Origin of the sequence: Klebsiella sp. 64 (assembly GCF_018223915.1) — a bacterium.
Lineage (GTDB): Bacteria > Pseudomonadota > Gammaproteobacteria > Enterobacterales > Enterobacteriaceae > Klebsiella > Klebsiella pneumoniae.
In genome coordinates this window covers 1-18,040 of sequence record NZ_JAGRQZ010000051.1, presented here as the reverse complement: position 1 = coordinate 18,040, position 18,040 = coordinate 1, and the positions used below count along the sequence as shown (strand labels likewise).

At 57.9% G+C, this 18,040-nt stretch carries 19 protein-coding genes; 12 read left to right on the top strand and 7 right to left on the bottom strand.

All coding sequences use genetic code 11. From position 1 onward, the window contains the following. Positions 1-9: 9 nt before the first annotated feature. Entirely contained in the window at positions 10-1,251 is a 1,242-nt protein-coding gene (locus KHQ23_RS25505; protein WP_004179945.1) for an alanine--glyoxylate aminotransferase family protein, read from the top strand. Next, entirely contained in the window at positions 1,248-2,507 is a 1,260-nt protein-coding gene (gene hpxK / locus KHQ23_RS25500; RefSeq protein ID WP_032434558.1) for an allantoate amidohydrolase, read from the top strand. Before KHQ23_RS25505 ends, hpxK begins: the two co-directional genes overlap by 4 nt. A gap of 32 nt (positions 2,508-2,539) precedes the next feature. Here hpxK and KHQ23_RS25495 read toward each other — a convergent pair whose 3' ends face one another. Beyond that, complete coding sequence (locus KHQ23_RS25495) at positions 2,540-3,517, bottom strand: nitronate monooxygenase family protein (protein ID WP_032434557.1); 978 nt, start codon at positions 3,515-3,517, stop codon at positions 2,540-2,542. 174 nt (positions 3,518-3,691) lie between these two features. On the opposite strand from KHQ23_RS25495, the gene KHQ23_RS25490 reads away from it, so the two are divergent. Together KHQ23_RS25490 and KHQ23_RS25485 are read left to right on the top strand one after the other, a co-directional pair. Beyond that, positions 3,692-4,582, top strand: coding sequence for a LysR family transcriptional regulator (locus KHQ23_RS25490; RefSeq protein ID WP_004218747.1), 891 nt, complete (start codon positions 3,692-3,694; stop codon positions 4,580-4,582). A gap of 64 nt (positions 4,583-4,646) precedes the next feature. After that, positions 4,647-5,180, top strand: coding sequence for a hypothetical protein (locus tag KHQ23_RS25485; RefSeq protein ID WP_004179939.1), 534 nt, complete (start codon positions 4,647-4,649; stop codon positions 5,178-5,180). A 232-nt stretch (positions 5,181-5,412) separates the two neighbouring features. On the opposite strand, the gene KHQ23_RS25480 is transcribed toward KHQ23_RS25485, so the two are convergent. Both KHQ23_RS25480 and KHQ23_RS25475 read right to left on the bottom strand, forming a co-directional pair. Further along, positions 5,413-6,513: an NADH:flavin oxidoreductase/NADH oxidase gene (locus KHQ23_RS25480; protein ID WP_032434552.1), complete on the bottom strand. Its 1,101-nt coding sequence runs from the start codon at positions 6,511-6,513 to the stop codon at positions 5,413-5,415. A gap of 107 nt (positions 6,514-6,620) precedes the next feature. Continuing rightward, on the bottom strand, positions 6,621-8,228 hold the full coding sequence (locus KHQ23_RS25475; protein WP_020805167.1) for an FAD-NAD(P)-binding protein: 1,608 nt from the start codon (positions 8,226-8,228) through the stop codon (positions 6,621-6,623). A gap of 275 nt (positions 8,229-8,503) precedes the next feature. On the opposite strand from KHQ23_RS25475, the gene KHQ23_RS25470 reads away from it, so the two are divergent. After that, a complete protein-coding gene (locus tag KHQ23_RS25470; protein WP_004148411.1) occupies positions 8,504-9,736 on the top strand; it encodes an MFS transporter in 1,233 nt (410 codons plus the stop codon). Positions 9,737-9,776: 40 nt separating this feature from the next. On the opposite strand, the gene KHQ23_RS25465 is transcribed toward KHQ23_RS25470, so the two are convergent. Continuing rightward, positions 9,777-10,691, bottom strand: coding sequence for a DMT family transporter (locus KHQ23_RS25465; protein ID WP_020805176.1), 915 nt, complete (start codon positions 10,689-10,691; stop codon positions 9,777-9,779). Positions 10,692-10,892: 201 nt separating this feature from the next. Between KHQ23_RS25465 and KHQ23_RS25460 the strand changes: the two genes are divergently transcribed. After that, positions 10,893-11,993, top strand: a complete 1,101-nt coding sequence (locus tag KHQ23_RS25460) for an iron-containing redox enzyme family protein (protein ID WP_004184110.1) — start codon at positions 10,893-10,895, stop codon at positions 11,991-11,993. Here the strand turns inward: KHQ23_RS25460 and KHQ23_RS25455 are convergent. Further along, positions 11,969-12,547 (bottom strand): TetR/AcrR family transcriptional regulator, encoded by a 579-nt coding sequence (locus tag KHQ23_RS25455; RefSeq protein ID WP_032434548.1) that lies wholly within the window; start codon positions 12,545-12,547, stop codon positions 11,969-11,971. The genes KHQ23_RS25460 and KHQ23_RS25455 overlap by 25 nt on opposite strands. Before the next feature lie 338 nt (positions 12,548-12,885). Here KHQ23_RS25455 and KHQ23_RS25450 point away from each other — a divergent pair, with 338 nt between their 5' ends. Further along, the gene (locus KHQ23_RS25450) at positions 12,886-13,074 is read left to right on the top strand and encodes a hypothetical protein (RefSeq protein WP_002905214.1); all 189 of its coding nucleotides are present in this window, start codon (positions 12,886-12,888) and stop codon (positions 13,072-13,074) included. A gap of 111 nt (positions 13,075-13,185) precedes the next feature. Next, positions 13,186-13,719: a GNAT family N-acetyltransferase gene (locus KHQ23_RS25445; RefSeq protein WP_023287654.1), complete on the top strand. Its 534-nt coding sequence runs from the start codon at positions 13,186-13,188 to the stop codon at positions 13,717-13,719. Between the two features lie 37 nt (positions 13,720-13,756). On the opposite strand, the gene oxlT is transcribed toward KHQ23_RS25445, so the two are convergent. After that, on the bottom strand, positions 13,757-15,055 hold the full coding sequence (gene oxlT / locus KHQ23_RS25440; RefSeq protein ID WP_073553715.1) for an oxalate/formate MFS antiporter: 1,299 nt from the start codon (positions 15,053-15,055) through the stop codon (positions 13,757-13,759). A gap of 216 nt (positions 15,056-15,271) precedes the next feature. Between oxlT and KHQ23_RS25435 the strand changes: the two genes are divergently transcribed. Then, positions 15,272-15,490 carry a hypothetical protein gene (locus tag KHQ23_RS25435; protein ID WP_211776853.1) on the top strand — a complete coding sequence of 73 codons (219 nt, stop codon included), beginning with the start codon at positions 15,272-15,274 and terminating at the stop codon, positions 15,488-15,490. A gap of 97 nt (positions 15,491-15,587) precedes the next feature. Here KHQ23_RS25435 and KHQ23_RS25430 read toward each other — a convergent pair whose 3' ends face one another. Further along, positions 15,588-16,640 (bottom strand): LacI family DNA-binding transcriptional regulator, encoded by a 1,053-nt coding sequence (locus tag KHQ23_RS25430; protein ID WP_004151868.1) that lies wholly within the window; start codon positions 16,638-16,640, stop codon positions 15,588-15,590. A 217-nt stretch (positions 16,641-16,857) separates the two neighbouring features. Here KHQ23_RS25430 and KHQ23_RS25425 point away from each other — a divergent pair, with 217 nt between their 5' ends. The 3 genes from KHQ23_RS25425 to KHQ23_RS25415 all read left to right on the top strand — a co-directional run. Further along, on the top strand, positions 16,858-17,295 hold the full coding sequence (locus KHQ23_RS25425) for a PTS sugar transporter subunit IIA (protein WP_020802856.1): 438 nt from the start codon (positions 16,858-16,860) through the stop codon (positions 17,293-17,295). An 11-nt stretch (positions 17,296-17,306) separates the two neighbouring features. Further along, positions 17,307-17,573: a PTS sugar transporter subunit IIB gene (locus tag KHQ23_RS25420; protein ID WP_004176134.1), complete on the top strand. Its 267-nt coding sequence runs from the start codon at positions 17,307-17,309 to the stop codon at positions 17,571-17,573. 30 nt (positions 17,574-17,603) lie between these two features. Beyond that, the coding region (locus KHQ23_RS25415; protein ID WP_277394868.1) for a PTS transporter subunit IIC at positions 17,604-18,040 on the top strand (437 nt) is incomplete at its 3' end.

Genomic DNA, 18,040 nt, shown 5'->3' with positions numbered 1-18,040 from the left:
GAATGGCAGATGGATATCACTCAGTTTTCGCAAATTAACCCGCCGCAGCGCCTGCTGATGGGGCCGGGGCCGATCAATGCCGACCCGCGCGTGCTGCGCGCCATGTCGAGCCAGCTGGTTGGCCAGTACGATCCGGCGATGACCCACTACATGAATGAAGTCATGGCGCTCTACCGCGGCGTGTTTCGCACCGAAAATCGCTGGACGATGTTGGTCGACGGCACCTCGCGCGCCGGGATCGAAGCGATTCTGCTGTCGGCGATCCGTCCCGGTGACAAGGTGCTGGTGCCGGTGTTCGGCCGGTTTGGTCATCTGCTGTGCGAGATCGCGCGTCGCTGCCGGGCAGAGGTGCACACCATCGAGGTGCCGTGGGGTGAGGTCTTTACGCCGGATCAGGTTGAGGATGCGATCAAGCGCGTGCGGCCGCGCCTGCTGCTCACCGTGCAGGGCGATACCTCCACCACCATGCTGCAGCCGCTGGCGGAGCTGGGAGAGATTTGCCGTCGTCACGATGTGCTGTTCTATACCGACGCCACCGCGTCGCTCGGCGGTAACCCGCTGGAAACCGACGCCTGGCAGCTGGACGCCGTGTCCGCCGGGATGCAGAAGTGCCTGGGCGGTCCTTCCGGCACCTCGCCCATCACCCTCAGCCCGCGGATGGAAGAGGTCATCCGCCGCCGCCGCTGCATTGAGCAGGGGATCCGCACCGATGCCCATCACGATGGCGTCGACGAGATGATCTACTCCAACTATTTCGATCTCGGCATGGTGATGGATTACTGGGGGCCGGAGCGCCTTAACCACCATACCGAAGCGACCTCGGCGCTGTTCGCCGCCCGGGAGTGCGCGCGCCTGATCCTCCAGGAGGGACTCGACAACGGCATCGCCCGCCACAAACTGCACGGCGATGCGCTGCTGAAGGGCATCCAGGCGATGGGGCTCGAGACCTTTGGCGACCTGCGGCACAAAATGAATAACGTGCTGGGGGTGGTGATCCCCAACGGGGTCAACGGCGATCAGGTACGCAAACTGATGCTGGAAGATTTCGGCATTGAAATTGGCACCTCGTTTGGTCCGCTGCACGGTAAAGTCTGGCGCATTGGCACCATGGGCTATAACGCGCGTAAAGACTGCGTGATGCAGACGCTCAGCGCGCTGGAAGCGGTCCTGAACTACCTCAGGTTCACCACCACTCAGGGCGCGGCGATGCAGGCGGCCTGGGATCACTACCGCACCGAGGCCACCCTATGAGTGACACCGTCCGCCAGCAGGCGGAGAGAGAGGCGGCGGCCAGCCGGGTGATGGCGCGCGCCGACCAGTTGGCCGCCTTCAGCGAAACCGCCGACGCCCTGACCCGGGTCTATCTGTCGCCCGAGCATCTGCAGGCCAACCAGCTGGTGGGCCAGTGGATGCAGGCCGCCGGCATGATGGTATGGCAGGACAGCGTCGGTAATATCTGCGGTCGCTATGAAGGCGTGCAGGAGGGCGCGCCGGCGGTGCTGCTGGGCTCTCATCTTGACACCGTGCGCAACGCCGGACGCTACGACGGCATGCTCGGCGTGCTGGCGGCGATTGAGGTGGTCCAGCGTCTGCACCAGCAGGGGCGACGGCTGGCGAAGGCAATCGAGATCGTCGGCTTTGGCGATGAAGAGGGCACCCGCTTTGGCATCACCCTGCTCGGCAGTCGCGGCGTCACCGGCACCTGGCCTGAAAGCTGGCTGTCACAGTGCGATACCGACGGGGTGAGCGTCGCCCAGGCGCTGGTGAATGCCGGACTCGATCCGGCGCGGATCGCCCACGCGGCCCGTCACCCGCGGGATATCGCCGCCTATCTGGAACTGCATATCGAGCAGGGGCCGTGCCTGGAGCAGGCGGGGCTGGCGCTCGGCGTGGTGGAGGCGATTAACGGCGCCAGACGGCTGAACTGCCGTTTTACCGGCGAAGCTGGCCATGCCGGCACGGTGCCGATGCTCCATCGCAAGGACGCCCTCGCCGCGGCGGCGGAATGGATGATGCAGGTGGAAAACCTGACCCGGCAGCGCGGCGGTAACCTGGTGGCGACGGTCGGCACCCTGCGCTGTGCGCCGGGCGCGGTAAACGTGATACCGGGCGAGGTGCAGCTGACGCTGGATATTCGCGGCCCGCAGGATGCGCCGCTGACGGCGCTGCTGGATGAGCTGCTGGGCGAGGCGCAGGCCATTGCCGGGCGTCGCCAGCTGCGTTTCGCCGCCGAGGAGTATTATCGCATCGCCGCCACCGCCTGCGACAGTCACCTGCAGGCGGTGCTGAGCGAGGCGGTGGCGGCGGTGCAGGGGCGTTCCCTGACGCTGCCGAGCGGCGCAGGGCATGATGCTATCGCCATCGCCGAGCGCTGGCCATCGGCGATGCTGTTTGTGCGTTGCCTGGGGGGCGTCAGCCATCACCCGGCGGAGTCGGTGACCGCCGCCGACGTCGGGCTGGCTATCGACGCTTTCTCCCGGGCAGTAGAGAAGGTGGCCGACGCCTGATCGCGCCGGTCACCGTGCCCCGGCTGGCGGCTTTACACCGCCAGCTGGTTGACTACCTCGGCGACGGAGGTGATGGCATGGATGTTGCCGATCCCCGCGCCCACCGAGATATACCCCTCATCAGTATTCCCCTCCAGCATGCCCAGCCGCATCCCGCGCAGACCGCCCATCGCCTGGGCCAGCTCGGCTTTTGAGGCGCCGGCCCGGTCCATGGCCACCAGTGTGTCGCTCAGTTTGCCGGGCAGCGCGCGGTAGTAGTCCGGCAGGGTACGGAACAGGCGCAGATCCAGACCGTTGGCGGCCACAATTTTCGCTTTCACCGAGTCGGGAACCCGGCTTTCGATGGTGCTGATAAATACCGAACCGGCGAAGACGCCCTCCGCCCCCAGGGCATGAACGGCGCGCGCGCCCCGGGCGTCGGTGATCCCTCCGGCGGCCATCACCGGAACCCGCTGTACCGCGTCAACGATCAGCGGGACGATGGTGAAGGTCCCGAGGGCGGTACCCGGCAGCGTGCCGCCTTCGTCAAAGCCGGTGGCGACAATAATATCCGCTCCGGCCTGCTCCGCGCGGCGGCTGTTCTCCGGCGTCGGGTTGATGTCACGATAGATAATGGTGATCCCGGCGGCTTTCAGTTCGTCGAACAGCGCCGGTTTTAACGAACCGTCGCCGTAGCCGGTGTAGACCACCACCTTAACCCCTTCCTCTTTGATCACCGGGAGGATCGCCGGCGTCCAGATGTCATTTACCGCCGTCGGGATCAGGTTGACGCCAAAGGGTTTCTCCGTCAGCTGTTTGGTTTTGCGGATCTCTTCGCGCATTTTCTCGGCGGTGGCCTCCGGGGTGGAGACGGCGGTTGCCGCCGTCAGTCCGGCGTTCGGGCCCAGCACGCCAAGCCCACCGGCGTTGCCGACGGCCGCCACCAGACGAGCATCGGTTAGCCAGGAGAGGGGCCCCTGGACCACCGGTTTTTCAATACCCAGAATGCGGGCGACGCGGTTAGGTTGCATGCTATTTTTCCTTGTATGTTAATAAGTTATAAATTTGTTCGCCCCAGCGATGCGGCAATGAGGGCAGTGTAGGCGTCTTTATTGTTTTAAAAAATGAGCAAAAACTTTCATCGCTATTATTAAATTAGTAATAATGTGAACTGATGAAGAGGTGGTAGGCGGGCCATCATGCAAATGAATCTGTTTGAAAATATTAAAATTTTTATTGAAATCGTCGATGCCGGCAGCTTTGCCCAGGCGGCGGAAAATTTGCAGATCCACCGACCGGCGGTGACCAAAGCACTGCAGCAGCTGGAGCAGGAGAGCGGGGTCCGGCTGCTGCAGCGCACCACCCGGCGTCTGTATCTTACGCCGGAGGGGGAAGAGTTTTATCGTCGCAGCAAACCGTTGCTCTCCCAGGCCGACGATCTGCTGGAGTCGTTCGCGCCGGACCGGCCGATCCGCGGTCAGCTGCGCGTTGATATGCCGATCGCCTTTGCCCGGCTGCTGGTGATCCCGCATCTGCCGGATTTTTATCAGGCCCATCCGGAGGTGGAGATTGTCCTCAGCAGCTCCGACGTACGCCGGGATATGCTACGCGATGGTCTGGATTGCCTGCTGCGGGTGGGGGATCTTGAGGATGGCGACTATGTGGCGCGTTCACTGGGGGAGGTGGCGTTAACCACCTGCGCCAGTCCGGGCTATCTGGCGCGCTATGGGGCGCCCGCGACGCTGGAGGACCTGCAGTCGCATCTGGCGGTGAACTGGGTGAACAGCAGCAGCCGGCAGATTATGCCCTGGCGATTCCAGACCCCGGAGGGCATCAGGCAGATCGCCATTCCCGGTAAACTGGTGCTGGACAACTCTGAAGTCTTTACTGCTGCCGGGCTGGCGGGGCTGGGAATGCTGCAGGGGATGCGTTTCTTTTTGCAACCTTATATCGACAGCGGGCAACTGGTGGAAGTTTTGCCGGACTTTCCGGCGCCGCGTCGACCGTTGTCGCTGCTCTATCCGCACCGGCATCTCTCGCATAAGGTTCGGGTCTTTGCCGACTGGCTGCAGGGGCTGGTGGCGACCCTGGACTGACAATCGGCGCTGTCGCCTTGACTCTATCGGCTGAGCGTTTATATATAAAATGTGAATGCTATTAATGCAACGAATCACAAAGCTGGATAACGACTTAACCTGTAAGGGAATGCTGATGAAACTCTGGAATAAAACACTACTCGCTTCCGCCCTGTGCCTGACCCTGTTTGGCTGCGACGATGCGTCGAAAGTTGATAACAAACTGGATAAGGCTAAAGATAATGCGGAGCAGATGAAGGATGCCGCGGCGGATAAAGCGCAGGCAATTAAACAGGATGCGGATAAGCAAATCGATACGCTGAAAAGCCAGGCTGACGCCGAGGCCGATCGCCTGAAGGATCAGGCCAGCGCCATCAAGGCCGAGGCGGACAAGAAGGCGGACGCCATCGCCCAGCAGGCGAAAGCCCAGGCCGATGCGGTGAAGCAGAACGCAAAGCAGGAAAGTGACCGTATAGTCAAAGAGGCGGGTCAGATCAAAGACAACGCCATCGGTGACGCCAATCAGCTCTCGGCTGAAGCGGCGAGCAAAACCAAAGCCATCCAGGACAGTATCGCGAAGGATAAACAGAACGCCGCACCGCCTGCCGCACAGCAGTAACTCGCGGTGTTTGTCTGACCCTCCGCCCGGAAATATAGGGAGCGGAGCCTGATAGATTGCCCGGCGGCGCTGCGCTTGCGCGGCCTACGCAGGGGGCGGGTTGGCTGCGCAATGACCGGGTATCACCCTTTTGTAGGCCGGGCAAGGCGTCGTCGCCGCCCGGCACATGGACGGCAATAACATCCTGCTCAGGGGTATCTTACGATACCCCTTTTTTATGCCCGCCGTGGGTTCAACGGTTTGGCAGCAGGGTGCCTTTCAGGCCGTGCGGCTCAGAGCGCAAATACTGCGACGGGACACGGACCTGGGCGCCAAGGCTGGCCGCTGCGTGCCACGGCCAGTGCGGATCGTAGAGTACCGCGCGGGCGAGGGCGATCAGGTCGGCATCGCCATTCTCCAGCGCCGCTTCCGCCTGCTGCGGGTCGGTGATCAGCCCCACGCCAATCACCGGGATGGCTACCTGCTGGCGAATATCGCGGGCGAAAGGCAACTGGTATCCCGGCCCAACGGCGATCGCCTGCTGCGGCGACAAACCGCCGCTGGAGACGTGAATATAGTCACTGCCCAGCGTTTCCAGCTGCTGGCTAAACTTAATGGACTGCTCGCAGTCCCAGCCGCCTTCGACCCAGTCGGTAGCCGACAGCCTGACGCCAACCGCCATGGTGTTGCCCACTGCCTCGCGGATCGCCTTAAAGACTTCCAGCGGATAGCGCATTCGGTTCTCCAGCGAACCGCCGTACTCGTCGCGGCGCTGGTTGCTGAGCGGCGAGAGAAACTGGTGCAGCAGATAGCCGTGGGCGGCGTGCAGTTCAATCAGCTCAAAGCCCAGCCGCTGGGCGCGCAGCGCGCTGGCGACGAAGGCCGCTTTGATGCGCGCCAGATCGGCATGGCTCAGTTCAGCGGGGGCGCGATCGCCATCGTGAAACGCCACGGCGGAAGGGGCGACGGTCTGCCAGCCACCATCGTTGAGCGCCAGCTGATGGCCTCCCTGCCACGGGGCGGCGCAGGATGCCTTGCGTCCGGCATGACCCAGCTGGATCCCCAGACGGATCGGCGACCAGGCCCGAATATCTTCGACTACGCCGCGCAGGGCGTTTTCGGTTTCATCATCCCACAGCCCCAGATCCCCCGGGGAGATACGCCCCGCAGGCTCTACCGCCGTGGCTTCCAGAATTAACAGGCCGGCGCCGGAGAAAGCCAGTTGGCCAAGATGGATCCGGTGCCAGGAGGTCGCCTTACCCTCGTCGGCGGAGTACTGACACATCGGGGCGATAACGATACGGTTATCAAGGGTGAGTTGACCAATTCGCGTCGCGCTAAAAAGATGACTCATGAATACCTCGTAAATGTTAAACGTGGTCGTGCAGGGGACGGACAGTTGCTGTTTATAGCACGCCTGTTCACCCCCCCAGTATTCAGATATTGCGCTTAAGCGCTCCGCTATTCGATATACCAGAGACGGCGCCGTCGGCCGGCGGCCTGCTGCGACACGGCGCGGGCCATTGCGCTGCCAATCTCGGCGCTGGCCGTCAGCCCCTGCACAAAGGGGCGATCGTGCATCAGCCAGGGAAGGGCGCCGAAGGCGACCCGGCCGCGCACTGTCTCCGGCGCCTGCAGCGTGTAGTCATCACCGACGTCCGGAATGTCGTCGCCGCAGGCCAGCAGCTGCTGGCGCAGTGAAGGGAAGGGCAGATCCCGGGTTTTCAGCGCTTTTTGTCCGCGGGCATCGATAAAGACATCGAATTCGCAGCGCTGACGATGATGAACAATCAGCGTCCGGTCAGGCTCCCGCTGCAGCTCATAATCTTCGCCCAGCGTCAGGATCCGCAGAATGCCAGCCCGGTGCAAGGCCAGCAGCCGACGTATGGACTCCGGCGGAATGGCGGCGTAGTTATCGATAAATACCCGAGCGAGGCCCTGGCGGAAGCGACGGCTGTCCGCGTCGTTGAACTGCGGCACCACGGTTTCAATCGCCTCATGCAGGCGCAGAATGGCATAGCGCCAGGGCACCGTGTGGTGTTCGCGCTTATTGCGCTCCACCTCCTGCAGATTGCGCTGCGCCCACTGAAAGGGGTCATGGGTGAGGCGGTCGGCAAACCAGGCGTCGGCGATACTGTCAGGCGTCAGCTGACGAAGCCCGATCGCCTCGCTCCAGCCGGGGGCAGCATATTCCAGCTCTTTAACGATCAGCTCAAAAATCCGATCTAACAGAGCGTCGCTACCCTCCGCAATGGCCGCTTCGAGGGCGGCGGGAGTGGCAATCTCCAGCGGCTCCCACGGGATCGGGCAGTAAAAATCGGCCTCCGGCAGCACGCCGTGGCGTGACATCAGGGTGATCTCCAGCGCTTCGCTGCCTGGATGGAGGGAAAAATGGGTCGTTTTGTCGTCCTCGGTATGGAAAACGCCGTGGCGGGCCACTACCGCCACGGCGGCATCAATCGCGCTTAATGAAGTCCCAAGGATCCCCACCCGACAGGGGGCAATGCGGGCCTCCATCAGGCCGGTCCACGGGCTGGGGAAGTACTGTCGGCTGGCGCGCTCTTCTTCAGGCCACAGATGGCCGGTGGCAATCGCCACCAGGTCGACAATTACCGGGTCTGCTGCACTATCGGTGTGGATGGCGATCCCGGTGGGCTGAACCGCAATATCCGTGACTTCACAGGATTCACAAACGCTAATCACAAAGCCGACGTCCCGGGCCCGCTCAACGAGGTACAGAAAACGGTCGCGATAGTATTCGCCGAGGATCACCCGCGGCAGAAACTGGCGCTCATGCAGGGCGTGCCGTTCAAGCCCGCGCGCCGCCAGCCAGTCATCGCTTTGCTGCTGCAGCCATTGCAGGTAGGTCAGGTCGATGGGGGGGATCTCAATGCTGGCAATATTGGCCAGCATTTGCGCCGCGGTATTATCGTCACTGTAGGGCATACCCACCCCGGCCTGCGCCTCTTTTTCAAACAGAGTGATGGCCAGCGGCTCACCGCGCTTCACCAGTTCATAAAAGGTGTAAATCCCCGTCGGCCCCACGCCGACGATGGCAATTCTCTTCATGATTCTCTCCCTTCCTGTGGGCAGATGCGGCATTGATGACGCTTCGCTTAAGCGAACCTGGTTTTAATTCTGGTCGAAAATTACCGAACCGGTGAGGGGAACACGCAATTTGAAACAAATTAGCATGCTAATAAACTTGCCGATTGTCGTAAAAGGGGTGTAATTAACAAAAGAGCAACTTTCTATACAAACAATTTACACAGGCGGTGACCCCAGCTCGCTCTGCTGGACGCCGCGCACACTCCCGGCAATGCCGTCGGGATAGGGATGACAAGATGCACGGCTGGACCTCACGACAGCGTAATGCGGCGATAGCCAGTTTTTTAAGCTGGACGCTCGATGCTTTCGACTTTTTCCTGTTAGTTTTTTTACTGAGCGATATCGCCCACTCGTTTCATGTCGACCTTGAGGAGGTCACCCTGGCGATTCTGCTGACTCTGGCCGTGCGGCCCGTCGGCGCGCTAATTTTCGGCAGGGCGGCGGAGAAGTTTGGTCGCAAACCAATCCTGATGCTCAACATTGTGTTCTTCTCGGCTTTTGAGCTGCTCTCCGCCGCCGCGCCGTCGTTGATGCTGTTTTTCCTGCTGCGGGTGCTGTACGGCGTGGCGATGGGCGGGATCTGGGGCGTGGCCTCTTCGCTGGCGATGGAGACGATCCCCGACCGCTCGCGCGGCCTGATGTCCGGCCTGTTCCAGGCGGGATACCCCTTCGGCTATTTGCTGGCGGCCGTCGCCTATGGGCTGCTGTTTGAACAACTCGGCTGGCGCGGGATGTTTGTCATTGGCGCCGCGCCGGTGCTGCTGCTGCCGTTTATCTATTTCTGCGTCGAGGAGTCTCCGGTTTGGCAGGCGGCCAGGCAGAATAAAGAGAGTACGGCCCTGCTGCCGGTACTGCGTAGCCACTGGAAGCTGTGCCTGTACCTGGTGGTGCTGATGGCGGCTTTCAACTTCTTCTCCCACGGGACGCAGGATCTTTACCCGGTCTTTTTGAAAGTTCAGCACGGCTTCGAGCCTAAAACGGTCAGCATCATCGCGGTCTGCTATAACATCGCCTCGATCATTGGTGGAGTGTTCTTCGGTTCGCTGTCGGAGAAAATTGGCCGGCGCAAAGCGATTATGATTGCCGCTCTGCTGGCGCTGCCGGTTATCCCGCTGTGGGCCTTCGCCAGCGGCTCGCTGGCGCTGGGGGCTGGGGCATTTCTGATGCAATTTATGGTGCAAGGCGCCTGGGGGGTGATCCCGACCTGGCTCAACGAACTGGTGCCGGCCAACACCCGGGCGGTGCTGCCCGGCTTCGTCTATCAGCTGGGCAATCTGCTGGCTTCGGTGAACGCCACGCTGCAGGCATCAATCGCCCAGCATCATGGGCATAACTACGGCCTGGCAATGGCCCTGGTGGCCGGGACGGTGGCGATTGTCATTACCGTCCTGACCTTTTTTGGTCGCGAAGGCCGGGTGATCCAATCCGCAGGAGCGGGACATCACCAGCCGCTCTCCACCAGCCGTTAACTTTTGTGACCGGGCGTGGCCAGGCGCCCGGTCGCATACATTAGTCACGCAGACAAATAGACGCCGCCTGGCGTTTCTCCAGCGAGCAGATCCCAATCCCCACCATGATGAACAGCGCGCTAAACAGATGCCAGGCATGCGGCTGGGTATGCAGGAAGAGGATGCTCAACACCCCGCCGGAGAGGGGGATGATGTGGGTGTAAATTTCGCCCCGCGTGGCGCCAATGGTGGCGATACCTTTGTTCCAGAACAAATAGGCCAGCCACGATGGGAAAATTACCAGATACGCCAGGCCGCTGAGGAAAAACAGCTCGCGCCAGGCTGCCCAGTCCTGCGCCGGGTGGCGCATCAGCCAGAAGATGACGATTGGCACCAGGATCAGGGCGCCGAGCAGCGAGCTGACGGCGACAAAGCCATTCGCCGGGATTCGGCGGTCCTTCAGACGTAACAGCGAACAGTAGAGCGCCCAGCTCAGCGCCGACCCCATCGCCCATAGGTCGCCGACGGCAAAGGTGTGCAGAGAGGCGGCGTGCAGCGGATTTCCCTGAAATAAGAGGATCATCACGCCGAGGGTGCTAAAAGCCACTCCGAGCCAGTTACGCCCTGATACCGGATCGCGGAAAAATAGTCGGTTAATCAACAGTACCATGCTCGGCGTGGCGGACATATAGATGGCGGCGTTAAGGGCAGAGGTGGTTTGCAGGCCAATATAGAGCGTAAGCGGGAAGCTGACCTGGCCACAGAGGGTGAGCACCACCACCGCCGGGGCGTTTGCCCGCAGCAGGTGGCGACTGCCGGCGATTTGCCGTCGGTAGAGCAGGCCCAGCAGCAGCGCCGTCAGCGCCCAGCGCGCTTCGGTCATCAGGATCGGATCCACGCCCTGCACCAGCACGTGCCCGACAACATAATTCCCGCCCCAGAACAGAGCCGCCAGCGTCAGTAACAGATAAGGCATGATGATTCCTTGTGTCGTTTGTCACTGTACTGAATGGTAATGTTATTGTTTTTATAATATCAATAATATTTTAGTGGTTTTTATTGTATTCATTTAAATTCTTTAATAAACAGTAAATTGATAATGCGTGTGAAATATGCGTTGCCGCATTATGGACGGTACTATACCGTATAGTAGCCATGTATTTCACAGGGATAAATCATGCGTAACACAGATAATGGGGTGATTGGAAGCGACCAGACCGCGGTGATGGCCAGGCTGGCGCTGGATGAGTTAATTGACCAGCTTCTGCACAGCAACGCGCTGTCGCTGAAGCTGACGGCCAACCCGCTGGTGGCCGACAGAGCCTGGCATCTCACTGAGAATACCTGCATCCGCGCCTTCTCCGCTGACGATCCACAGGCCAAAAAGCGTGCGCACCACGCGCTGTTCATTCTCTATCAGTCCTGGCTTGCCGACCCGCTCTCGCCAGCGGCTGCCAATCAGTTTCATCCGCTGCTTTCCGGGATCAGAAATTACATCGAGTCTGAGTGGCTGCGGGCGGAAAGCAAACGCTTCCACCACCAGAGACCAATGCTTAACGCCGGCAATATCGTCGACGAACTGCGCGCCTTATGCCAGCAGCACCCGGCGTCTCATCATCCGCTGTTCGATTTCCTTGCCAGCGAGGCCTCTGCGGCGCAAATCGACTATTTCTTCAAAAGCGACAGCGCCCTCAATCTGCTTTTCTTCGATCTGGTGGCGATGGGGCTGGTGGGCTCGCTGCCGGAAACCCGCGCTGAGATTGCGCAAAATCTGTGGGATGAGATAGGCCAGGGCAGCACCGAGATCACCCACGTTAATCTGTATAAAGATTTACTGAAGCGGCGAAATATCGCCTTACCGGACAATCATTTTGCCCATTTGTACGAGTGGCAGGGGCTGGCCGGGTATAACGCCTTTATGCTGGGCGGCGTAAACCGTCAGCATTACTACAAATCGCTGGGCGTGATGGCGATGACCGAGCTGCTCGACCCGCCGCAGTATGAAAAACTGGTGGCGGGCTGTCGGCGGATTGGGCTTTCCGAGCGCGACGTGCATTACTATGCCGAACATATCACGGTCGACATCGGTCATGCGGATGGCTGGCTGAACAATGTGATTGTGCCGATTGGCAAAAAACATCCGGCGGCGATGGAGGAGGTCTTCTTTGGCGCCGCGCTGCGTCTGCAAACCTGCAACGATTACTATGATTGTCTGCTGGCGGCCCTGCAGTCGCTGGGCGGCAGTTTATCATCTCACAGCGTACCGCCTTCTGAGTAAATAAGCGCTTTGGCCGCGCTCCAGGCGGTCACCCCTGGCGGGATCTCCCGGCATTCGGCGGACTCGGCCTGCTGGGCGGCGATGGCGCCATCGATGAGCATCACCATCATCATGGCCACCCGCTCGGCAGGTTCCGGTTTTAACACCTGCAGGAGGATATCGCGGAAGAACTGCCAGAGGAGCGACTTAAATCGGGAGCATTGCTCCCGGATCGCCGGCGATGACGCGCCATATTCAAACAGCGCGCGAGTAAACATGCAGCCGTGGAACGTTTCGCAGGTAAACCAGCGATGGTAGTAGTCGAACACGGCGAACAGCTTTTCCCGTGCGCTGGCTTTATCCGCGGTGATCTGCGCCAAATCCTGCATAAATTCGCTCTCTTTCTGCTTGAGGATAGCCAGAATGAGCGACTCTTTATCGGCGTAATAGCGGTAGAAGGTCATTTTGGAGATGCCAGCATGTTCAGCAATCCGCTCGATGCTGGGCGACTGATATCCTTCGCGATTAAACAGCGTGCTGGCGTGGCGGAGAATGTCCGCTTGTTTTGGCTTCATGCGTTTTCCTGTCGAATGGTTCGCTGTCACGACTGCCGGTGACACGGCCGTCCTGCGACAGCGGTGCATTATGCCGGATCTTGCCGCCAGACGGGCAAAAAGTAAATCAGCCGCGGTTTATGCGGCGTCGGTTCCCTCAATAAAAACAAGATTGCGTAGACATACACAAGTCATGTCCTTATGTTTCTGAACCGACGTATTATTCGGACCTTTATACACATAAGCTGTGAATGATGTACTTTCTGATAGGCACTATTTCTGAAGTCTGAGACGGTTACAGCAGGACAGGCATCGAATGAGGGTATTACAGACATCATTACCAGGATGATCCGATAACTATGATGAATCTTATTAAAAGATTGCTGCGAAGAATATTCAGGTCGTTAATTTCATATTATGGCCCAGCTGTACTGACCATCCTCTTCGCCGTGGCGCAAGGGCTCTTTTTTCCAGAGACGCCTCTCTGGCTTGTTCCCCTGTTTTTCGTATTTGTTATTGTAATGTTTTATCGGTTTGTGAAATTTTAATATCGAAATTTAACTTTATATTAAATTGACAAGGAAGTGCGATGGCTGGGTTGAGGCTGCGCAGGTTAAGATGGCCCTGTGATTGACCTCTGAGGAAGAAGAGTAAAGATAATGTTACCCCTGACCACGCCCCGGCTGCTGCTGCGCCGGTTCAGAACGGAAGATCTGCCGTCTTTCAGCCATTATCGCAATCTGCCGGAGGTGGCCCGCTTTCAGAGCTGGACCCACTACGGCATGACAGAGGCGACAGCCTTCTATGAACAACAGCGTTCGCAGGCCTTTGCTGAGGATGAGAGCTGGTTCCAGCTTGCCGTAGAGATTCAGGCCAACGGTGCGCTGGCGGGAGATGTGGGGATCCACTTCTTAGATCACGGCAGACAAGCCGAGCTGGGGATGACCTTTTCCCCGACGTATCAGCATCAGGGGTATGCCCGGGAAGCGATGCGGGCGGTGATGGCCTTACTCTTTGAACAGTTAGCCCATCACCGGCTGATGGCGGTGGTTGATACCCGCAATACCGGCGCGATCAAACTCCTGGAAGGGCTGGGCTTTCGTCGCGAGGCGCATTACCGGCAGAATATCTTTTTTAAAGGCGAGTGGGGCGATGAGTACCTGTACGCGCTGTTGCGTAGCGAATATCAGTGAAGTGACGGGCGAGCCGTCACTTCTGCCCGGCGTACGATTAGCTATGCTGGCGGATAAAGCGCGCGCGCCACGGTTTTAGCACCCACAGCGCGAGGGCGGCGGTGACAAAATCAAGGCCAATCGCGCAGCTGAAGACCACATGCCAGCCGTGAGTGTGCTGATAGAGCAGTGCCGCCAGCGGACCGCCAAAGATTGACCCGATGCCCTGCGAAATATACAGCCAGCCATAGTTGCTGGCGGCATGCTCGCTGCCGAACGTATCGGTGAGCGTCGACGGGAAAAGCGAGAAGATCTCCCCCCAGCCAAAGAACACCACCCCGGAGAGCAGGACAAACAGCAGCGGATCTTCCCGGCACGCCAGCCAGAGCATCATCGCCACCCCCTCCAGCGCAAAGGCGATAAACATGGTTTGCTCGCGGCCGAAGCGGTCGGAAATAAACCCAAACAGCGGCCGGGTTAAGCCGTTGGTAAAGCGGTCTATCGTTAACGCCAGCGGCAGCGCCGCCATGCCAAACACCACCGCCTGGCTAATGCCGAAATCCTCGGCGAACACCGCCATCTGCGAAGTGACCATCAGCCCGGAAGTCGACATCATCGCCATCATGACGAACATCAGCCAGAACAGCGGCTGGCGCAGCATTTCCCGGGAAGTAAACGATCTGCTGCTCTGCACCACCGTCTGACTGACGGGCTGGGAGACAGCGGGCGGCGGCAGCTTCAGCCCCTGACTGGCGAGGAAGCCGACGAGGGCGAAAAGGATCCCGAAAGTCGTCATCGTGTGTTCAAGGCCGTTATTGGTCAGCGACAGGGAGATGGGGAAGGTGGTTATGATGGCCCCCATCCCGTAGCCCGCCGCCACCGCGCCGGCGGCAAATCCCCGCTGCTGTGGGAACCATTTGACCATCAGGCCGACAACGCCGATGTAGACGATCCCGGTCCCGAGGCCGCCCATGCAGCCATAAACCAGCCAGAGCGTTGCCAGGCCATTCACCTGCGCGGAAAGCACCCAGCTCATTCCCGCCATCACCGTGCCAATAGCGATCAGCCGCCGCGGGCCAAATTTTTCCACTAACCGTCCCTGAAAAGGGGAAAAGAAGGTCTGCAGGATGATCAGCAGCGAGAAGGTGACCTGCAATTCTGGCAGACCGACGCCAAGTTTGGCGGCCAGGGGTTTTGTCAACAGCGTCCAGACATATTGCGGACTGGAGATGGCGGCCATACAGATCAGGCCCAGCACCAGCTGGCGCCACTTGCCATATTTCGGGGTAACCAACGGTTCGCTGAGTGTCGTCATGTTGTTCTCCGTTTTCAGTAAGCAGGCTTCCGTGAAACGCATCCACCCTGGATGCCTCACAGAAAGGGGAAGGTTGCGACCGCAGACTGGCGACCTGTTGTGGCCATATGGCATACGTTCTTGTCCACATTGCGGTATACAAGCGAAGAGCATTAAACGTGCCATATAAAATAATTTTTTATATTCAACTGGTTAATGTAATGAGGGCATGTCTGACGGGGGGCGGCATGGTGAATGTGCGGCACCAGGGCGGTGCAAATGAATTATCGCGGTGCGCTTTACCTGCTAACTGGCGTAGGAGACATCGTATATCCTGGACTGGCGCTAGACGGACTTCAGTGCAAAGCCGCCCAGGCGGGTCGAGGCTACGAAATCACCGCCTGGGGCGGCTGGCAAGATAAACGGGAAATGAGGCTGGCGCTTTACCCGCTTAGTAGCGAAAAAACGCTACTGTCCCGACTATTTTTTGCTTTATGAGCTGGGCATTTATTGTATGGACTCTCGCAGAGAGACATTCTTCCTGGTAGAAAGCCTGGCTACTACACACGGGAAGCCTTACCGCCCCATATTAAGCTCATGCCGCGGTACTGGCCCGGACTTTGAGCACTGACGGAATTTCAATGAACTTTTCACCAGGCTTATCGTTAAGCAGTTCGAGAAGAGCTTTACCGGCTTTCACCCCAATGTCATGCCAGGGAAACTCAACGGTTGTCAGGGCAGGGGAACAGACTGTCGATAACACTCCTCCGCCTAAACTCGCAATGGCTACGGTATTGGGCACCTTAATGCCGGCACTGTGGCAGGCCATCATACATCCACAGGCCATTTCATCCGACGTGCAAATTAACGCATCCAGATCGCCCCAGGTAATCATCATATCCTTGAATATATTGACGCCTGTGGCGATGGTGGATGGCAAATGCGTGGTTACCACCCGGTGCGGGGAGCGGTTCAGAGCGAGCATCGCCGTATTCCATCCGCTCAGCAACTGGCGAAACATTGTGTTATTAGCTGGGGTACAGAGCAGTGCGATGTTTTTTAATGAGGCGTCGGCCAGATGAGTCACGATCTGTTTTACGGCCTTACCGTAATCCACGCCGATGCACATACCCACAGGGTGGGTATTTAGCGCGCCAATTTCCAGAATAGGAACATCCACGTTGGCCAGCAGCTGGGTGCAGCTCTCAATGGTATCGATATTGAACTGAATAATGGCCGCCGGGTTATAGGCGAGCATTTTTTCAAACGTCTTTTGTTCACTTTGACCGTCATGCCCGGATTCCATAAACATCATGGTATATCCGCGTTCGGTCAGCACTTTTTGCAGCGCTTCAGAGACCGGCAAAAAACCCGGTGAAGAGAAGGTGGGGACGACGGCGAGAATAAGATCGGAATGGACCGACGCCAGATTACGTGCCTGCAGATTAGGGACATAGCCGAGTTGACTGACGGCCGCATCGATGCGATCGCGAAGCTCAGGATTCACTTTTTCAGGCATTCTCAGCGCTCGCGAGACGGTCATGGCGCTCACACCGACAAACTCAGCCACCTCGGTCAGGGTTATCTTACCCGTTCCTTTACGTCGTTTTTCTTTCGGGCTACCGTCCGCGTCTAAACTCTTCACCAAAATCACCAACCGTTTGAAAAATAAAATATAACGAAAGTATATCTGCGAATCGCATTATAACTTACCACAGCGAGGGGGAAAGCACATTATAGCCAGTGTTAGCGGTAACGCACTTTTTAACATTTTTCTTTGTTAGCGCTAACTTTGGGAGGTGTATCACAGTTGCATTTTATTTAGCTGTTTATAGTGCAGCACATAGACCCCCTCGGGAGAGCATATGATCAGAGACTGGTTAACCCCGGATAAAATTAAAGTCATTAACTCAATAGATAGCTGGGAAAATGCCGTTCGACTTGCAGCAGAACCCTTGCTGATGCAAGGGTATATAGCCGGGTCGTATATTGAGGCGATTTTGCAAAGCCATAAAGAACTTGGGCCCTATTACGTATTAGCTCCCGGCTTGGCGATGCCTCATGCCCGTCCTGAACAGGGGGTATTAAGAAATGGATTATCGCTTCTTCATATTAAAGAAGGGGTGTCGTTCGGCTCGAAAGAGAACGATCCGGTATACGTGGTAATCATGCTATGCGCTCGTTCCGGGAATGAACATATCACGATGATCGGTGAACTGGCTGAAATCTTTAGCGATCAGCAAAAGTTACACCGATTGTTAAATGCCGATGATAGCAAGGCGATTCAGGCCGTTATTGACTGAAGGAAAACAGAATGAAAAAAGTGCTTATCGTGTGCGGTAATGGTTTAGGCAGCAGCTTCATCGTTGAAATGAATGTCAAAAAGATCCTTGCCGAAATGAATAAAGAAGCTGAAGTCGCACATACCGATCTGACGTCGGCAAAAAGCGAAACTGCCGATCTTATTCTCAGCGCCAAAGACATTGCAGAACATCTTAGCAGTCACTCTGCAAAGGTCGTTGGATTAAGTAATTTACTTGATAACAATAAAATTAAAGAAATTTTAGCAGAAAACATTTAAGCAACGGCTATCTGATTCGTGGAGTTTAACATGCTTCATTTTCTTATTTATGATGTGCTAGGAACACCGGCGATACTGGTTGGTTTATTTTCACTGATCGGTCTGCTGTTGCAAAAAAAAGGAATTTCAGACGTTATTTCAGGCACGCTGAAAACCATCATGGGTTTTGTCATATTGACCGCCGGCGCCGGTATTATAGCCTATACGTTAACCATCTTTAGCCAGTTATTTGAACATTCTTTCCATATTCAGGGCGTGGTGCCCAACACTGATGCCATGGCCGCTCTGGCGCAGAAGAATTACGGCACGGAAACCGCCACCATTATGGTATTGGGCATGCTGATCAATATCGCCCTGGCGCGTCTAACGCCATTAAAGTACATCTTTCTGACCGGACATCATACGCTTTATATGGCTGCGATGCTGGCGGTTATCCTGTCTGTAGGGGGGTTGTCAGGGGGATGGGT